This window comes from Pseudodesulfovibrio mercurii, from assembly GCF_000189295.2.
GTDB lineage: Bacteria > Desulfobacterota > Desulfovibrionia > Desulfovibrionales > Desulfovibrionaceae > Pseudodesulfovibrio > Pseudodesulfovibrio mercurii.
Genome location: NC_016803.1, coordinates 853534 through 871198, shown reverse-complemented (window position 1 = coordinate 871198; position 17665 = coordinate 853534). Strand labels below are relative to the sequence as shown.

Sequence of the window (17665 nt, the reverse complement as noted above, 5' to 3'; positions counted from 1 at the left end):
GACGGCCGATCCGCCAACCAGACCAAAACAAGACGGCGCACCCCTCGGGGTACGCCGTCTTTTTGCGTTCGGGGAACGGGGTGCCGGGCTATATCCGGCCTTCCTCCACGCCGTGGCAGGCGACCACCGTGCCATTGGCCAGGGTGTGCTGCTTGGGAATTTCCCGCGAGCAGCGCTCGTCGGCATATTGGCACCGGCCGTGGAAGACGCAGCCCGTGGGCAGGTTGATGGGGGTGGGCACGTCGCCGGAAAGCTTGACGTGGCCCCCGGCCTTGCCGCCGAGCTTGGGGATGGCCGACAGCAGGGCCCGGGTGTAGGGATGCTTCGGGTTGGAGAACAGCTCCTTGGCCGAGGCCAGTTCGCAGACGCAGCCGAGGTACATGACCAGCACGCGGTTGGAGATGTGCTCGACCACGCTCAGGTCGTGGCTGATGAACAGGTAGGTCAGGCCGCGCTGCTCCTGGGCATCCATGAGCAGGTTGAGAATCTGGGCCTGGATGGACACGTCGAGCGCCGCGATGGGTTCGTCGGCCGCGATGAATTCCGGGTCCAGGACCAGGGCGCGGGCGATGGAGATGCGCTGGCGCTGGCCGCCGGAGAACTCGTGCGGGAAGTTGGTCGCCCAGACCGGGTCCACGCCCACCTGGCGCATGACCTCGGCCACGCGGTCGCTGACTTCGTCGCGGTTCATGTTCGGGTTGTGGAAGCGGACCGGCTCCTCCAGTATCTGACGCACGGTCATGCGCGGATTGAGGGAGGCGTAGGGGTCCTGGAAGACCATCTGCATCTTGGTCCGGTAGGGGAGCATCCTGTGGGAGCTGAGGTTGTCGATGCGCGCCCCCCGGTAGTGTATTTCGCCCTTGTTGGGCCGGTACAGCCCCATGACCGTGCGGGCCAGGGTGGACTTGCCGCAGCCGGACTCGCCGACCACGCTCAGGGTCTCGCCGGCCTGGACGTCCAGGGAGACGCTGTTGACCGCCTTGACCACGGTCTTCCGGCGGTGAATCCGGCCGCCGGTGAAGCGCAGCTGGTCGATGACCGAGCCCGATATGTCGAAGTGTTTATCGATGTCCTTGACTTCGAGGATGGCACTCATGGCTACTCGCCTCCTTCGCACATGAAACAGGCGACCTGGGTGCCGTTCCCGAGTTCATGGAGTTTGGGAATTTCGGTCTTGCACCGCTCGCAGCTCACGGTGCAGCGCGGCTCGAAGGGGCATCCCTTGGGCATGTTCAGCAGCGAGGGCATCATGCCGGGGATCTGGTTGAGCCGCTTCGCCCCGCCCGCCATCTGCGGCAGGGCCTGGATGAGCCCCTTGGTGTAGGGATGCTGCGGGTTCTCGATGAGTTCTCTGGCCGCCCCGAGTTCGACCACCTTGCCCGCGTAGAGCACGGCGATGCGCTGGGTCACCTCGGAGACCACGGCCAGGTCGTGGGTGATCAGGATGAGCCCCATGTTCTCCTTTTCGCAGAGCTCCAGGAGCAGGTCCATGATCTCGGCCTGGATGGTCACGTCCAGCGCCGTGGTCGGCTCGTCCGCGATGATCAGCTTGGGGCTGGTCAACAGCGAGATGGCGATGACAATGCGCTGGCGCATGCCGCCGGAGAATTCGTGCGGATACTGCTTGAGCCGCTTCTCCGGAGAGGGGATGTAGACCTTGCGCAGCTTGTCCAGGCAGATGGCCTCGGCTTCCTTGTCCGAGACGTCCATGTGGGCCAGGATGGTCTCCTTCATCTGGGTGCCGATGGTCAGCACCGGATTGAGCGTCATCATGGGGTCCTGGAAGATCATGGAGATCTCGTTGCCCCGGATGTGGCGCATCTGGTCCGCGTTGAGCTTGGTCAGGTCGCGGCCGTCGAAGAGAATTTGGCCGCCGGTGATCTTGCCGGGCTTGGAGATGAGGTTGATGAGCGAGAAGCCGAGCACGGACTTGCCCGCGCCGGACTCGCCGACGATGCCCAGCCGTTCGCCCTTGTTGATCACCAGGCTGACGTCGCGCACGGCCCGGACCCTGCCGGCGCGTAGGGCGAAGTCAACGCGCAGGTTCTTGATGTCGATGAGTTTTTCCACGCCTTACCCCTTGTAGAGTTTGGGGTTGAGGAAGTCCCGGACCCAGTCGCCCAGGAGGTTGATGACCAGGATCAGGCTGACCAGCAGGATGCCGGGGAAGATGGTGATCCACCAGGAGCCGGAGAAGATGTACTCGAAACCGGCGGTGATCAGGGATCCCAGCGAGGGCTTGGTCACGGGCATGCCCAGTCCCAGGAAGGACAGGGCCGCCTCGCTCATGATGGCGTTGGCCACCTGGACCGTGGAGATGACGAGGACCGGGGAGAGCGTGTTGGGCAGGATGTGCCGCCACATGATCCGGGACTTGGACAGGCCGATGACCCGGGCCGCCTCCACGTATTCCTTCTTGCGCTCGGCCAGCACCGAGGCGCGGACGGTGCGGGCGTATTGCGGCCATTCGGCCAGGCCGATGATGACGATGATCAGGGGCACGGCGACCCGGTCGTACCCGGCCACGCCGAAGGCGGTCTGGACGATGGCGCCGATGAAGATGGCCACCATGTAGGTGGAGAACGAGAGCTGGACGTCGGCGATGCGCATGAGGATGTTGTCCAGCCGCTTGATGTATCCGGAGAGCAGGCCGACCACGATGCCGAGGAAGGCCTGGAGACAGACCGCGCCGATGCCGATAATGATGGACACGCGCATGCCGTAGAGCATGGTCGAGAGCATGTCCCGGCCCTGGGCGTCGGTGCCGAGCAGGAAGTCGGAGTTGCCGCCGTGCTCCCAGATGGGCGGGAGCTGGGCGTTCATGATGTCGATGGTCTTGGTGTTGTAGGGGTCGTGCGGCGCGATGATCGGCGCGGCGAAGGCCGTGACGAAGAGCACGGCCAGGATGACGAAGCAGGTCATGGCCATGGGGTCGCGCAGGAAGCTGTAGAGCATGTACGAGTCTTTGAAGCGTTGCCAGCGGGATCTCATGCTACTGCCTCCCTGCCACGCGGACCGTGGGGTTGACCAGGCCGTAGATGATGTCCACCAGCGTGTTCACGAGCACGAAGACGATGCCCACGAAGACCAGGTAGGCGACCATGAGCGAGGTGTCGGACCGCTCCACGGACTCGATGAACATGGAGCCCATGCCCTGCCACTGGAACACGGTCTCGGTCAGGATGGTGAAGGCCACCATGATGCCGAGCTGCACGCCGCCCACGGTGATGACCGGCAGCAGGGTGTTCTTGAAGGCGTGGACCAGCCAGACGCGCCAGGGCTTGAGGCCCTTGGCCCAGGCGAACTTGACGTATTCGCTCTCCAGGACCTCCATCATTTCGGAGCGGATGAGCCGGATGAATAGCGGGAGCATGATCGAGGACAGGGCGATGGACGGCATGATCAGGTGCTTGAGGCCGTCCGCCGTGACCAGGCCGCTGTCCCACCAGCCGAACAGGAGCACGGTCTGCCCCCGGCCGTAGGAGGGCAGCCAGTGCAGCTCCACGGAAAATATGTAGATGAGCAGGATGGCCGTGAGAAAGACGGGCATGGACACGCCGACGATGGACCCGCCCATGACGAACCGGGAAAAGAGGCTCTTGGGCCGGATGGCCGCGTAGATGCCCAGCGGGATGGACAGGAGCACGATGATCATCGCGGCGCAGAAGACCAGCTCCAGGGTGGCCGGGGCCTTCTTGACGATGACCTCGGTGGCCGGTTTCTTGAAGAAGTAGCTCTGGCCCAGGTCGCCGTGCAGGGCATCGCGCAGGAAGCGCACGTACTGCACCGGAAAGGGATCGTTCAGGCCGAGGCGCTCGCGGATCTCCGCCCGCTCGGACGCGGTGACCCGCTGACCCACCAGGTCGCGGATCGGGTCGCCGAAATTGTGTTTGATGGCGAACCCGATGAAGCTGATGATCAGCATGACGATCACGGCTTGCAGGATTCGCTTTACGGTGAATGCAAACATGTTGACTCGTTGACGTTTATGTTCTCCGGCCACGGGATTGTGGACCGGGCAAGGGGGTGGACCGCAACGGTTCCGGCCCCGGGGGCCGTGTTTTGTATGAAAGGGGAACCCTGGCGAAGCCGGGGTTCCCCTTTATGGTTATTTTCCGGTTAATGCAAGCCGTCTGGGCGTTAGTTGATGACCAGGTCGCCGAAGTACGGGAAGTTCATGACGTTCACGATGTCTTCGGTGTTCATGTTGGCCTTGGAAGCCCAGGACAGGTTCTGCCAGTGCAGCGGGATGTAGCCGGCTTCGTCGTACTGGATCTTCTCCACTTCCTGCAGGTCGGCGGCGCGCTTGGCCGGATCGGTCTCGGTCTGGGCGGCCAGGGTCAACTCGTCAACCTTGGGGTTGCAGTAGTTGCCGGAGTTGTACTGGCCGTAGCCGGTCTCGGAGTTGCGGCACATGGACAGGAACTCGTAGAAGTTGCCGGAGTCCTCGGTGTCGGAGTGCCAGCCGATCAGCTGGATGTCGGCCACCTGGGCGTCGAACTGATCCCAGTACTGCGCCTTGGGCATGGTCTTCAGCGAGATCTTGATGCCGATCTTGGACATCATGGAGGCGAAGGCCTCGGCGATCTTCTCGTCGTTCACGTAGCGGTTGTTCGGGGCGATCATGGTCGCCTCGAAGCCGTCGGGGTAGCCGGACTCGGCCATCAGGGCCTTGGCCTTGTCGAGGTCGTAGCGGGGCACCAGGGTGTCGAGGTGGCCGACGTAGCCCTTGGGGGACATCTGGCCGGCCGCGGTGGCGAAGCCGTTCATGATCTTCTCGACCACGCCCTGGTTGTCATAGGCGTAGGCCATGGCCAGGCGGACCTTGGTGTCGGCCAGGGCCGGGTTGCGCTTCTGGTTCAGCTGGAAGGTGATGATGCGCGAGCCGGACATGGTCACGAGCTGGAGACCATCGGTGGACTTGATGCGGTCCAGGTCCTGCGGAGGCACGGGCATGACGAAGTCCACGTCGCCGGACATGAGCGCGGCGGTGCGGGTGGCGTCGTTCTTGATCGGGGCGAGGATGATCTCCTCGACGTTGCCGGTGTCCTTGTTCCAGTAGTCCTTGAACCGGGTGAAGACGGTCTTCACGCCCTGCTCGCGGCTGGTGACCACGAAGGGACCGGTGCCGGACTCGTTCTCGTTGGCGAAGGAGTAGTCGGTCTTGACGATGGCGTCCTTGGCCTTGCCCTTGTCGTCGGTGCCGCTGTAGAACTTGCTGTCCAGCGGGAAGACGTAGGTGGCCATGTTGAGCACCAGGCCGTAAGGCTTCTTGGTGACCAGGTCCACGGTGTAGTCGTCAACGGCCACGGCGCCGGAGAAGGGCTCGAAGAGACCCTTGAAGTCGTCGGACTTCTTCAGGCGGTCGAGGGTGAAGACCACGTCCTTGGCGGTGAAGTCGTTGCCGGAGTGGAACTTGACGCCCTTGCGCAGATGGAAGCGCATGGTCAGGTCGTCGATGCGTTCCCAGCTCTCGGCCAGACGGGGCACGAAATTCATGTCCTTGTCGTAGCGGACGAGCGGATCGAAGACCAGGTGGGAGAACTGGAGCATGCCGCCGGACAGCTGGACATGCGGGTCGAGGGATACCGGATCGGCATCCATGGCGAGCTTGAGGGTGACTTTTTCAGGGGCAGCGGGGGCGGCTTTCTCGGCTGCCTCTTTCTTCTCCTCGCCGCTGCAGCCGACCAGCATCAGCGCGGCGACCAGCAGCGAGAGAACGAGCAGGGAGAACTTGCCGGCGGTTTTGAACGTCGACACTTTCATAGGTGATTCCTCCATAAATTGATCCGATTGCGCCAGCACAGGCGCGTACCATACCTCTCTTGCGTCCACACGACGCGGTCCGAAAAAACCCGTTCTTCCGGGGGTTGCGAAAATCCCCCGGGACAGCGTAGTTTTTCCGAACGAAAACAAAACAGTCATACACGCTTCGAACGCCTTTAACAATAGCGTAATGAATTTGACGACGCACATGTGGGAGCGAATCTTGTTCAAAAAAATTCTATTTTTCGCGATTTGTCCGTTTTTTATTCTGGCTTTATCGGCATGCTCCGGTTCTTCTTCAGTGAATGGCGGGTTATCCCCTGTTGAAACAATTGTTTTGGACGACGGCTACGCCACCGCACTGAGCGTGGAAAAGGACGATGTTTTCGCCCTGGACGTGCTCAGGCCGACGGCCAAGGGGTATCGCATCACCGGGGCGGCCTTCGACCCGGAGATGCTGCGCATGGAGCGGTATCTGGAATATGACGACGACGGCGAGCCCAGGGCGCGCTATCTGTTCACGGCCTTGGCCGAGGGCGCGACCGACGTGCTCATCCGCATGAGCCCCGAGGCGGGCGGCGAGGTGGACGTCTACCGGCAGGTGACCGTGACCATCGGCAAGGGCAGGGGATTCTTCGGCTAGGCCGGTTCGTCCTCTTCCGGCGCGAAGCGCTGTTCGGTCTTGGTCAGCCCGAAGTCCAGCAGGCCCGCGTCGGCCATAACGATGGAGCACAGGGAAAGCGGGCTCATGTACTGCTCACGCCAGTCCAGGACCAGGGTCAGGCCGTCTCCGGTCTCCACCGCCTCCCGGACCATGGGCCGCAGGTCCACCTGCTTGGGCTTGCCCTTCTTGGTCTTCTTCTCGATGAAATGGTGCTCCGCGTCCATGAACGCCCGCCACTGTTCCAGGCGGCGCGCCCCGTCGCGGGTGAAGCGCAGTTCGTAGACCTCTTCCACGGCCTGGGACTGCTTGCGGCCCATGGACAGTCGGTCCGCCCGGATGGGGGCCAGCCCCCTGGGCATGGACCGGGCCAGCCGCTCGATCACCTCGTCCGGCCCGAAGTCCTCGCGCAGGAAGACGTTGATCCATTCGCAGCGGCTCTCCACGCCCACGGGCAGCGCCTTGCCGAAGGACAGCCTGGGCATGGGATGGAACCCGGCGGAAAAGGCCATGGGCAGCCGGGCCCGGCGGAAGGCTCGTTCGAACACGGCCTGGAGCTCCAGCTGGCTGAGGAATGCGGCCGGGCCGGTCTTTTCGTACCACACCCGGAAGTGGCCCGCCTTGCCGGTCAGGTCCGGCTTCTCCACGGTGTAGGGCGGCTGTTCGCCCTCCTGGTCGCGGCGGTGGAAGACCAGCCTGGGCCGGATGTCCTTGTCCCCGGCCTGTCCGGCCAGGGTCGAGACCCGGCCGTCGAACTGGCAGACCCCGCAGTTGCGGCAGGCCCCGTAGCGGCAGTCTTCGGTGATCTTGCCGCTCAAGGCGCGCTCGCGTTCCGTGAGCAGGAACCGCCGGGTCACACCCGAGGACAGGTGGTCCCAGGGCAGGGGCTTTTCGGGGTCGCGCGGGCCGATGTACTCGTCCCAGTCGAGCCCGGCCTCGGCCATGGCCTCGCGGTAGGGTTCCAGGCGCAGGTGGTCCTTCCAGCTGGAGAAGAGCGCGCCCTTGGCGTAGGCCCGCTCGACCACCTCGGCCAAGCGGCGGTCGCCGCGCGAGAAGACCCCTTCCAGGGAGGTCATCTCGGGTTCGTGGTACTTGATGGAAATGCGTTTGTGCGGCCGGAAGATGTTCCGCAGGTGGGCGATGCGCCGGTAGATTTCGTCCAGGGGAATCTGCGGCTCCCACTGGAACGGGGTGTGCGGCTTGGGCACGAAGGGCGAGACCGCCGCCGTGACCTGGAGCCGCTTTATGTGCGCGCCCGCCGCGTCGCGGACCTTGAGACAGAGGTCCAGGATGGCGTCCAGGTCCTCGTCCGTCTCGGTGGGCAGGCCGATCATGAAGTAGAGCTTGACCCCCTGCCAGCCGTTGTCGAAGAGCAGCCGGACGTGCTCCAGCAGCCCCGCCTCGTCCACGCCCTTGTTGATGACGTCGCGCATGCGCTGGCTGCCCGCTTCCGGGGCGATGGTCGCGCCCGTGCGCCGGATGGACGAGATGCGCTCCATGATCGGCGCGGACAGGGAACCGACGCGCAGGGAGGGCAGGGAGATGGCGATCTGTTCCGCCGCGCACTTGTCGAAGCTGCGGGTGAAGAGCGAGTCCAGGCCCGAAAAGTCGCCGGTGGACAGGGAGAGCATGGAGGTCTCCTCGTACCCGGTCTCGGCCAGCCCGTCGGTCAGGATTCTGTCCAGCCCGTCCAGGGAGCGCTCGCGCACCGGGCGGTAGATCATGCCCGCCTGGCAGAACCGGCAGCCGCGCGTGCAGCCCCGGGCGATCTCCAAGGTCAGCCGGTCGTGGATGGCCCCGAAGGGGATGGCCTGGCCCGTGGGGAACGGCGCGCGGTCGAGGTCGTCCACCACGGCCTTTTCCACGGACTCGTAGCCCGTGAGCAGGGGCTTCAGCGGTTTGCCCGGCCCCTGGTCCTCGAAGAACGACGGGACGTACAGCCCCGGAATGGCGGTCAGGGAGACCAGCAGTTCCCGCTTGGTCGATCCCTGGGCCTTGGCCCGCTCCACGGCCTCCAGAACCCGGACCATGGCCTCCTCGCCGTCGCCGATGACCATGGCGTCGAAGAACGGGGCCACGGGTTCGGCGTTGAAGGCCGCGCCGCCGCCCGCGATGATCAGCGGGAAGGGGGCTTCGCGGTCCGCGCTGCGCAGGGGGATGTCCGAGAGATCGAGCATGTACAGGATGTTGGTGTAGCACAGCTCGTGGGTCAGGCTGAAGCCGACCACGTCCATGTCCCTGAGGGGGGTGTCCGATTCCAGGGTGGCCAGGGGGACGTGGTGCTCGCGCAGAATGGCCCCGGCCTCCTCGTCGGGCGTGAAGACCCGCTCGGCCCAAAAGTGCGGGTGCGCGTTCAGGGCCTCGGACAGGATCTTCTGGCCGAGGTAGGACATGCCCACCTCGTACATGTCGGGAAATGCCAGGGCGCACCGCACGGTCACGGTGGACGGGTCCTTGAACACGGCGCCCCATTCGCTGCCGATGTAGCGGGAGGGGCGGGGGAGGATGGGCAGCAGTTCTTTCATGGTCGCGGGGCTGACGTTGAACGGAAAGGACGGGGTCGGTTCGGTGGAACCGGCCCCGTCCGGGATAGCAGGTTTCGCGCGGGTCGGCTAGCCGAGATCGAGGCCACCGCCGCCGCCCAGGCCGGACAGGTCGAGCCCGCCGCTGGACATGGAGATGTTGGTTTTGGCCTCGATGTACTTGGTCTTCAGTTCCTCGGGGCAGTTCTTGTACTCGAAGAGCACGTGGGCCTGGGCGATCTTGCCCTGCATCTCCTGGTCGAAGGGGTAGCCGTAGGGCAGCAGGATCATCTGGGTGCCCTGCTGGGTGGGCATGGCCTGAAGGATGGCGGGGTCCTCGATGTCGCTGCCGACGAAGTTGCCGACAACCATCTCGCCGCTCACCAGTTTGACCAGCCGAATATCGTAATTCATGTCGCTCTCCTTGGAAAGTTGTGGTGCGTCCTTAAGTAGGTACCCCCGCCGTTCATGTCAAGAAGAGCCCTTCCCTTGCACGCCGATGAAGGGCGAAGCCGCACGTCCTTTCGCTTCCGCACGTTTTTTCATTTTCGTAGCTCCTCCGCGAAGCGGCGCCAAAAGGTTCCGGCGCGCGGTCCGGGGCGGTGCCGCGGCCGCCGGAGGCCCTCCCCCAAAAAAGCAGGGCGGGCCGGGGGTGCCGGACCCGCCCTTTGAGGGGAGAGGGTACAGGAGCGTTACGCTCTTTCGGGGCCGTGGAGCAGGGTCATGACCTCCATGGTGTCGGGCGGCAGGGCGGCCTCGCCCTTGGCGGCGTACTCCATCTTGGAGACCGCGTAGATGGCGATGAAGGTCAGGATCATGACGAATCCGCCGGGATTGTTGTATTGCAGGAAGTGCGGCAGCATGGACTTGCCCAGGATCATGGCGAAGGAGCCGATGATGCCGGTGACCAGGCCAGCGCAGGCCCCGCCCTTGGTCATCTTGGGCCACCACACGCCCATGACCAGGACCGGGAAGAAGGTCGAGGCGGCGATGGCGAAGGCGAGTCCCACGAGGATGGCGATCTGCATGGATTCGGCCCAGAAGCCCAGGGGGATGCCGAGCAGCCCCACGCAGACCGAGGCGATGCGGGCGACCTTGACGCGGGAGCGTTCGGGCATGTCCGGGTTAAAGACGTTGACCACCAGGTCGTGGCCGATGGCCCCGGCGCAGGCGATGATCAGCCCGGCCACGGTGGACAGGATGGCGGCGAAGGCCCCGGCCACCACGATGCCGAGGAGGATCTGGCCGCCGAAGTAGGAGCCCGCCACGGGCACGGCCAGGTTCTTGCCGTTGTCGGCCAGCCACTGCATGAGGTGCGGGGAAACGCCCATGGCCTCGCCCTTGAGGAAGACGTAGCGAATCACGTGGCCCACGTAGGGGCTCATGATGTAGAACATGCCGATGAGGAAGAGCACGTAGATGACGGTCCGGCGGGCGGCCTTGCCGTCCGGGGCGGTGTAGAAGCGCACCAGGATGTGCGGCAGTCCGGCGGTGCCGAACATGAGGGCGAGCAGCAGGGACAGGGTGTCCTTGAGGCTGGTCAGCCAGTAGGCCGGGCTGGTGTAGGCCGCGCCGTCGAACTCCTTGCCCGAGATGGGGGCGGCGCCCTTGAAGTCGTGCAGGAACTTGACCACGTCGGTGTAGGTGTAGCCCTTGATCATGAAGGGGATGAAGGCCAGCAGGAACATGGCGCCGAACAGGATCCAGAACTGGACCAGCTGGTTGACGGTGGTGGCCTTCATGCCGCCCACGGTGACGTAGAAGGTGATGATGCAGGCGATGATGACGATGGACGTGGAGTAGTCCAGGTTGAGCAGCAGCCCCATGACCTTGCCCGCGCCGAGCATCTGCGGGGCCATGTAGAAGAGGGAGATGAACAGCACGCCGATCACGCCGAGCACGCGGGCGGGTTTGGAGTGGAACCGCTCCGAGACGAAGTCGGGCACGGTGTAGCGCCCGAACTTGCGCAGGGGGCTGGCCAGGAAGAGGAGCAGGGCGATGTAGCCCACGAAGAAGCCCAGCGCGTAGATGATGCCGTCGAAGCCGAACAGGAAGGCCACGCCCGCCACGCCCAGGAAGGAGGCCGCGGACAGGTAGTCCGAGGAGATGGCCGAGGCGTTGATGAACGAATTGACCTTGCGTCCGGCCAGGTAGTAGTCGGCCGAGGTCTTCTGGCTACGGAACATGAAGGTGGTGACCACGGTGAAGGCCAGCATGCAGCCGATGAGCAGCAGGGCCGTGACCGGTATCTGATATCCGAGTTCCATGTTATTCTCCTTCGACGGTGTCGGCTATTTCGTCTTCGATGCGGTTGGCCTTGCCCACGTACCAGATGAACAGTCCCCAGGTGATCGGGTAGATGGCGACGGCCACCAGCCAGTAGTGCAGGGGGAAACCGAGGATGGAAATGCCGGTTACCCATGCGCTGGCCAGGTAGACGAGCAGGAAGATGCCGATGACGAAGGCGAAATAGGGAATGCCGACGCCCAGCGCGAATTGCAGTTGTCGTTTACGAATTCTCTCGATCTGTTCCATGATGGTTACCCCCATACGGTTGAAAGTTTGCCGTTGGAGCCCTTTTACAGTAGGGAAAACAAGGGGAGCATCCGTTTTCAGGTAAGCGGTCGAACCCGGACGGTCGCGGGTTCGGGGCGGATCGCCCCGGCGGCGAACGGGCGGTTTCTCCCGGTCAACGGTCGGACTTTTTGCCACGGAGCAAGGATTTGGACGTGAATTTGAACGGCGACAGCCCCGTGAACGGCGATTTCGGCGTCCCGGACGGCCTGTTGGACGAGTTGCGGGTCATGGCCCGCGAGGGCAAGCTGGCGGGACTGCGCCGGACCCGGCTCGACCTGGTCGGGGAGTGGCTCGACCGGGGGGCGGGCGCCGAGGAGACCTGTCGGCGGCTGACCCGGTTCAACCGCGACGTGGTCACGGCCGTGCTCGAAGCCCACGTGGCGGAATATCCATGGCTCGCCCGGTGCACCTTCATGGAGTTCGGCTCGGGCGGCCGCGAGGAAATGGTCCCCGGCTCGGACCAGGACAACGGGCTGCTCGTGCCGAAAGCCGTGGACGAGGCCGTGGACGAGGCCGAGATGGACGACTGCACCCAGTCCATCGTCATCGCCCTGGACGGGGCCGGGCTGGCCCTGTGCGACGGCGGGGTCATGGTCTCCAACCCCGAGTGGCGGGGGGACTTCGACACCTGGCTCGCCCGGCTGACCGGATGGCTGTCCAATCCGGCGGAGAAGGGGCCGTGGCAGTCCGGGCTGATCCTCGACTTCCAGGCCGTGTTCGGGGCCGAGGACGAGGTTCGGCGCATGCGCGAGCGGCTGTGGGAGTACGTCCGCACCAAGCCCATCGCCCTGTCCCTGCTGGTCCGCGAGTTGACCGACTACCGGCTGCCCCTGACCTTGTTCGGGGCCTTCGTCACCGAGCGCGAGGGGCCGTGGCACGGGTACCTGAACATCAAGAAGTCGGTCCTGGCCCACCTGACCAACAGCGCGCGCATCCTGGCCCTCAAGTACGGCGTGCACCCGCACAACACCTGCGAGCGCATCCGCGCCCTGGCCGGGGCCGGACACATCGCCGAACAGCACGGCCGCGCCCTGCTGGACGGCTGGGAATACCTCCAGCGCAAGCGGCTCGACATCGGCCTGGAGTGCGACCGCACCGGGCTGCCGCCGCACAACTACGTCAACCCGGCGGCCCTGGACCAGGCCGAACGGGGCAGGCTCAAGGCGGCCATCCACGCCGTGGAAAAGCTCGTCCGTCTTGTCCAGGCCGGTTCCGGCCTCTGATTCGGCTCCCTTTTTGCAACGATCTCGCGGTCCGGCGGTTTTCCGACGGCGCATCCTCCATATGTATAAGGATTTGGCCCGTGAACGTCCTGATCATCAACCTGACCCGCTTCGGCGACCTGATCCAGACCCAGCCCGTGATCGCCGGTTTCAAGGACCGAGGGGACCGGGTGGGGCTGGTCTGCCTGGTCAACTTCGCCACGGCGGCCACCCTGCTGCGGGGCGTGGACCGGGTCTTCGCCTTTCCCGGCGCGGGACTCCTGTCCGGCCTGGACCGGGACTGGCGGCTGGCCGTGCGCGACCTGGACGGGTTCCGGCGCACGGTCTTCGCCGACTTCGCGCCGGACGAGACCGTGAACCTGACGCCCTCGGTGGCCTCCCGGCTGCTGGCCTACGGACTGACCCCGCCCGGCGGGGTGACCACGGGCTTCACCGTGGACGAGTTCGGCTTCAACGCGGACACCTCGTCCTGGGCCGCCTTCCTGCAGATGGCCGGGGCCAACCGGGGGGCCAGCCCGTTCAACGTCTGCGATCTCTTTCTGCGGGCCGCCGGACTGACGGGCGGCGGCGACGGCCTGGGTTTGGCCGATCCCGGCGAGGACGCCCTGGCGCGGGCCGACGAGCTGCTGGCCGCACAGGCCGGACCGGACGGATTTGCCGCCCTGCAACTGGGGGCCAGCGAGGACCGCCGCCGCTGGCCCGTGGAAAATTTCATCGAGACGGCCCGCATGCTTCACGAGCGCGACGGCCTGGTACCGGTCCTGCTCGGCAGCAAAGGAGAGGCCGGACTGGGCGCGCGCTTCGCCGAGGGCGCGGAGTTCCCGTTCATCGACTGCATCGGCCGGACCTCCCTGACCGAACTGGCCGGGGTCCTGCGCCGCTGCCGGGTGCTCCTGACCAACGACACCGGGACCATGCACCTGGCCGCCGGACTGGGCGTGCCACTGTGCGCGGTCTTCCTGGCCACGGCCCAGCCCTGGGACACCGGGCCGTACCGGGCGGGCAACATCTGCCTGGAGCCGGACCTGGACTGCCATCCGTGCGGGTTCGGCACGACCTGCCCCCATGACGAGGCCTGCCGCCGGGCGGTGACCCCGGAGGCCGTGTACGGCTGCGCCCGCGCCCTGGTGCACGGCGGCGAACCGGCCCCCGTGCCCGGCGCGCGCATCTGGCGCACGCGCGTCGGTCCGGACGGGTTCATGGACCTCGACTCCCTGTCCGGGCACGAGACCACGGACAGGGCCGCGTGGATCGGCCTGCAACGGGCGCATTTCAGCGCCTTCCTGGACGGAAGGACTGCGGAGGGCCGGACCGGGACGGGCCCGCGTCCGGGGGAAGCCCTGCGCCGGGAACTGTCCAAAACTTTGACGAGCGCGCGGGACATGCTTTTCCTGCTCTCCCAGCAGGGCGCGCTGTTGCGCATCAACCCCCGGCCCCAGGCCAAAACCAAGTTCCTGGCCTCCTGGCAGCGGGTGCAAAACATCTTGTCATCTAATAATTACCTTAATATATTGGCGTTGTTGTGGATGTTCGAGAGTCAGCGCCAAGGCGACGACCTCGCCTCCCTCCTGACGGTGGCCGAGCGTCACTCCGCTCTGCTCACCGGCCTGCTCGACGACCTCGCCTGAGCGGCATGAATCTTGAATTATCCGGTTCGCACCGGAGAAAACGGCAAATTTTATCTACTCACGGAGGAGAAGGTCAGCATGATCATCATCGATGGCAAACAATATGATATCGGAGCACAGAATTTCGAGAACCTGGAGCAGGTTTTCAACAAGGTGGTCGAGGACGGGCACCTGGAAGACCGCATCGTGACCGACGTCATGGTCAACAAGGAGCCGTTCACCGAGATCTATCCCCACCAGGCCGAGGACATCGACATGTCCGAGGTCGAGTCCGTGGAGATCGTGACCATGGCCACCGAGGACATGGCCGTGGAGATCACCCTGGAGCTCTACAAGGTGGTCAACCTCATGAGCGAGGGCGGCAAGCGCGTGGCGGCCCTGTTCCGCCAGGCCGACGACGCCGAGGCCCTGGAGACCTACCAGGACCTGATCGACGTCATGCGCAACTTCCTGAACATGATCGGCATCCTGCGCGACGAATACTCCCTCAAGGATCACAAGGACTACCTGGAGAGCGCCGAGGAACTCAACACCATGTTCACCGAGATGAGCACCGTGCTCGAGAACGAGGACTGGATCCTGTTGGCGGACCTGCTGGAATACGAATTTCTGCCCGCGGTGGAAAAATGGAAAAAAGTCATCAAGGCCCTGCGCGACGACATCCGCAAGGTGAAGAAATAGGCATGGCCGAACGCAGCCGCATGCTCGACGAGGCGCTGGCCATCGGCCGGAAGGAACTCCATTCCCTGATGGCCGGAGACGTGTTCGAGGCCGAACGGCTCGCCCGTTCCAGGGAAGAGATTCTGGACCGGGCCGTGGACGGTCTGGCCGGGGAGAACCTGGAGCCGCTGGCCGACAGGCTCGTGGAAATGAAGTCCCTGCACGACCGGATCACGGACGAGGCCCGCACCCTGCGGCAGTCCCTGAAAAAGGATTTGAGCAGCATGAAGCGCCAGAACCGGCGCATCGCGGGCTACAGCTTCGGCGCCGGGAACATGCCCCGGCTGGCCAAGGAGCGGTTCGTGAACAAGAAAGGGTGAGCCCTTTCCCACAGGACGCTGAAAAAGCCCCGGTCGCAAGGCCGGGGCTTTTCGTTTCGGGGAGGTGGGGCGGTCCTACAGGTCGATCCAGTGCAGGCGGCCGGAATCCCGGTCCGGCCGGGCCGTGGCCGTGAACTCGATGCCCATGCGCGTGAAGCCGGGGCGGCCGTCCTCCAGGGAGCGTACCTCGCCCGCGTACCAGTAGGGCTTGAAGGTCTTTTCCCGGAAATGGAACATGAACAGGTTGATGACCACCGGCGTGGACACGGTGCAGGTCTCGGGGATGAGCCGGTTGAGCACGGACAGGCCGAGCCCGCCGCCGGAGATGTTGATGACCGCGTTGGCGCTCTGGTCCGGGCCGTCCGAGGCAAAGGAGTTGACCCCGATCTGCGGGGCCGCGTCCTCGAAGGCCAGCTCCGAAGTTTCGGGCGAGGCGGTCCACAGCTTGACCCGGATGAACTGCTGGTCGGCCACGCGCTTGCGCTGGTGCTTGCGGCGCGGGATGAGCCCGTAGTCCGTGGGCCCGGCAAGGAGCAGCTGGTCGGCCCTGCGACCCCCTCGGTCCGACTCCGTCAGGGTGGCCGTGAAGGAATTGATCCGCCCCCTGCGCGTCTTCATGGGCGCGAACACGCAGACCAGGTCGTTGCCCGGCCTGGTCCTGATGACGTCGAGCCGCTCGATGATCTCGCAGCGGATGGCGTTGGACTTGACCGCCGTGATCACGCAGCGCACGGCCACGGACTCGTCGTCCGGCCCGGCCAGCACGTCCACCACCACGCCCTTTTGTTGCAGGGTGCGCGGGATGCCCGTGCGCGTGGACTGGGAGTTGTGCGCCGGGCGGCGCAACAGGCGCAGGCCGACGAGCAGCAGGATCAGGGCGAGCAGCCCGAGCAGGACGCCCCCGGCCAGGCGGAGGTGGTCCGGGGACACGCCGGGGAAGAGCTGGGCGGTGAGCCGGTCGAGTCGGGTCCCGGCGGCGGAGAGGAGTTCCTGGAGGTTCATGGCTCGCGATGACTAGAAGTTGACGAATTCCTTCTTGGCTTCAAGAACCTTGCCAAGATATCGTTTCGTCTCCTCGAAGGGAAGTCCCCGGCGCAGGGTGTCGTAGACCCCGGCGGGCGGCAGGGCGTTGATCTTTTTCACCGCGCGGGTCCTGTCCCCGTCGAAGGTCTTGAGCACTCCGCCCGCGCCGCCGTTGTACCCGGCGATGACGCAGTACTCCCTGGACACCGGGTCCTTGACCCCGCCCAGGAAGCGGGTGTCGAGCAGGTGCAGGTAGGCCGTGCCGTAGACGATGTTGGTCGGCGGCTCGAAGAGGTCCCCGCGCGACGGCTCCCCGGCCCTGCCGTGCAGCAGGCGGTAGACGTCGCCGCCCGCCGTGGACGGGACCACCTGCATCAGCCCCACGGCCGAAGCCTGACTGACCGCGAACGGGTTGAAGTCCGACTCCACCTTCATGATCGCGTAGACCAGGTTGCGGCTGACCGCGAACCGCTCGGCGGTCTTCTCCACCAGCTCCCGGTACTTGGCCGCGCGCACCGTGAGGTGGTCCCGGATCATGTGGAAGCTCACGGAGCGGGCGGTCCTGCCCTTGACCTCGCGCGTGCGCAGGTCGTTCTTGATGAGATGGTCGGCGTACCGTTCGGCCCGCCACGCCCAGCGGATGTCCTTGCCGTCCGCGTCCTTGACCTCGCCCAGCAGGAACGGGGTCTCCCCGAGCTCCACGGTCCTGGCCGAATAGAGGTCCACGGCGCGCGGGTCGCCGGGGGTGAGCAGGGTGGTCACGATGGCGTTGCGCAGGCTCATGAGCGGCTCCTTGTCGGCCACGGTCTCGACCACGATGACCCCGGTGTCGAAGTCCACACTGGCCCGCGAAAGATAATTGTCAGTGTACTTGACGTATTGTTTGGGCGCGGGCATCCGGACGTCGTCCTCGCCCCAGACGCCGGTCACGGTTTCGATGAAGTTCTGGACAAGCTTCTGGAAGCTTTTCAGGTCGTTGCCGATGGCGGCGGGATTGGTGGCGTAGCCGATGGCCTTGTCCCTGGCCAGGGCTTCGGCCGCAGCCGTCGGGCTGCCCGTGGCCGCAGCCCGGGCGATGCGCACCGCGTCGTATCGGGAACAGGCGCCCAGCAGGCAGAGCAGGGCCAGAAGAAGAATCCTTGGTGTCATATCGTTATAATGAATAATTTGTTTGACAGTGTTTCGGTGATCCTTAATGTCCGCCTGGATTATACGTTCGGATTTT

16 protein-coding genes are annotated in these 17665 nt (G+C 65.0%); 5 read left to right on the top strand and 11 right to left on the bottom strand.

Going from position 1 to position 17665, the window contains the following annotated elements:
- Nucleotides 1–88 precede the first annotated feature (88 nt).
- The 5 genes from DND132_RS04140 to DND132_RS04120 form a co-directional block, all read right to left on the bottom strand.
- Nucleotides 89–1096: an ABC transporter ATP-binding protein gene (locus DND132_RS04140; RefSeq protein ID WP_014321452.1), complete on the bottom strand. Its 1008-nt coding sequence runs from the start codon at nt 1094–1096 to the stop codon at nt 89–91.
- Between the two features lie 2 nt (nt 1097–1098).
- Nucleotides 1099–2070 carry an ABC transporter ATP-binding protein gene (locus tag DND132_RS04135; protein WP_014321451.1) on the bottom strand — a complete coding sequence of 324 codons (972 nt, stop codon included), beginning with the start codon at nt 2068–2070 and terminating at the stop codon, nt 1099–1101.
- A gap of 3 nt (nt 2071–2073) precedes the next feature.
- Entirely contained in the window at nt 2074–2991 is a 918-nt protein-coding gene (locus DND132_RS04130; protein ID WP_014321450.1) for an ABC transporter permease, read from the bottom strand.
- Between the two features lies 1 nt (nt 2992).
- A complete protein-coding gene (locus tag DND132_RS04125) occupies nt 2993–3970 on the bottom strand; it encodes an ABC transporter permease (RefSeq protein WP_014321449.1) in 978 nt (325 codons plus the stop codon).
- A gap of 170 nt (nt 3971–4140) precedes the next feature.
- Nucleotides 4141–5766, bottom strand: a complete 1626-nt coding sequence (locus DND132_RS04120; protein WP_014321448.1) for an ABC transporter substrate-binding protein — start codon at nt 5764–5766, stop codon at nt 4141–4143.
- A gap of 337 nt (nt 5767–6103) precedes the next feature.
- On the opposite strand from DND132_RS04120, the gene DND132_RS04115 reads away from it, so the two are divergent.
- Nucleotides 6104–6409, top strand: coding sequence for a hypothetical protein (locus DND132_RS04115; RefSeq protein WP_014321447.1), 306 nt, complete (start codon nt 6104–6106; stop codon nt 6407–6409).
- Here DND132_RS04115 and DND132_RS04110 read toward each other — a convergent pair.
- The 4 genes from DND132_RS04110 to DND132_RS04095 all read right to left on the bottom strand — a co-directional run bounded on the left by DND132_RS04110 (nt 6406) and on the right by DND132_RS04095 (nt 11484).
- Nucleotides 6406–8952: a TIGR03960 family B12-binding radical SAM protein gene (locus tag DND132_RS04110; RefSeq protein ID WP_014321446.1), complete on the bottom strand. Its 2547-nt coding sequence runs from the start codon at nt 8950–8952 to the stop codon at nt 6406–6408. The two genes, DND132_RS04115 and DND132_RS04110, sit on opposite strands and share 4 nt — an antisense overlap.
- A gap of 87 nt (nt 8953–9039) precedes the next feature.
- Nucleotides 9040–9363, bottom strand: a complete 324-nt coding sequence (locus tag DND132_RS04105; protein ID WP_014321445.1) for a hypothetical protein — start codon at nt 9361–9363, stop codon at nt 9040–9042.
- Nucleotides 9364–9641: 278 nt separating this feature from the next.
- A complete protein-coding gene (locus tag DND132_RS04100; RefSeq protein WP_014321444.1) occupies nt 9642–11216 on the bottom strand; it encodes a sodium/solute symporter in 1575 nt (524 codons plus the stop codon).
- Between the two features lies 1 nt (nt 11217).
- Nucleotides 11218–11484: a sodium/substrate symporter small subunit gene (locus DND132_RS04095; protein ID WP_014321443.1), complete on the bottom strand. Its 267-nt coding sequence runs from the start codon at nt 11482–11484 to the stop codon at nt 11218–11220.
- 194 nt (nt 11485–11678) lie between these two features.
- On the opposite strand from DND132_RS04095, the gene DND132_RS04090 reads away from it, so the two are divergent.
- The 4 genes from DND132_RS04090 (at nt 11679) to DND132_RS04075 (ending at nt 15417) form a co-directional block, all read left to right on the top strand.
- Nucleotides 11679–12749: a putative nucleotidyltransferase substrate binding domain-containing protein gene (locus DND132_RS04090; protein ID WP_014321442.1), complete on the top strand. Its 1071-nt coding sequence runs from the start codon at nt 11679–11681 to the stop codon at nt 12747–12749.
- A gap of 80 nt (nt 12750–12829) precedes the next feature.
- Nucleotides 12830–14377 carry a glycosyltransferase family 9 protein gene (locus tag DND132_RS04085; RefSeq protein ID WP_014321441.1) on the top strand — a complete coding sequence of 516 codons (1548 nt, stop codon included), beginning with the start codon at nt 12830–12832 and terminating at the stop codon, nt 14375–14377.
- A 78-nt stretch (nt 14378–14455) separates the two neighbouring features.
- Complete coding sequence (locus tag DND132_RS04080) at nt 14456–15058, top strand: DUF8043 domain-containing protein (protein WP_014321440.1); 603 nt, start codon at nt 14456–14458, stop codon at nt 15056–15058.
- 2 nt (nt 15059–15060) lie between these two features.
- Entirely contained in the window at nt 15061–15417 is a 357-nt protein-coding gene (locus tag DND132_RS04075) for a hypothetical protein (protein WP_014321439.1), read from the top strand.
- A gap of 75 nt (nt 15418–15492) precedes the next feature.
- Here the strand turns inward: DND132_RS04075 and DND132_RS04070 are convergent, their stop codons facing one another.
- Together DND132_RS04070 and DND132_RS04065 are read right to left on the bottom strand one after the other, a co-directional pair.
- Nucleotides 15493–16419, bottom strand: a complete 927-nt coding sequence (locus tag DND132_RS04070) for a hypothetical protein (RefSeq protein ID WP_014321438.1) — start codon at nt 16417–16419, stop codon at nt 15493–15495.
- 12 nt (nt 16420–16431) lie between these two features.
- The gene (locus DND132_RS04065; RefSeq protein ID WP_014321437.1) at nt 16432–17589 is read right to left on the bottom strand and encodes a murein transglycosylase domain-containing protein; all 1158 of its coding nucleotides are present in this window, start codon (nt 17587–17589) and stop codon (nt 16432–16434) included.
- Nucleotides 17590–17665: the final 76 nt, after the last annotated feature.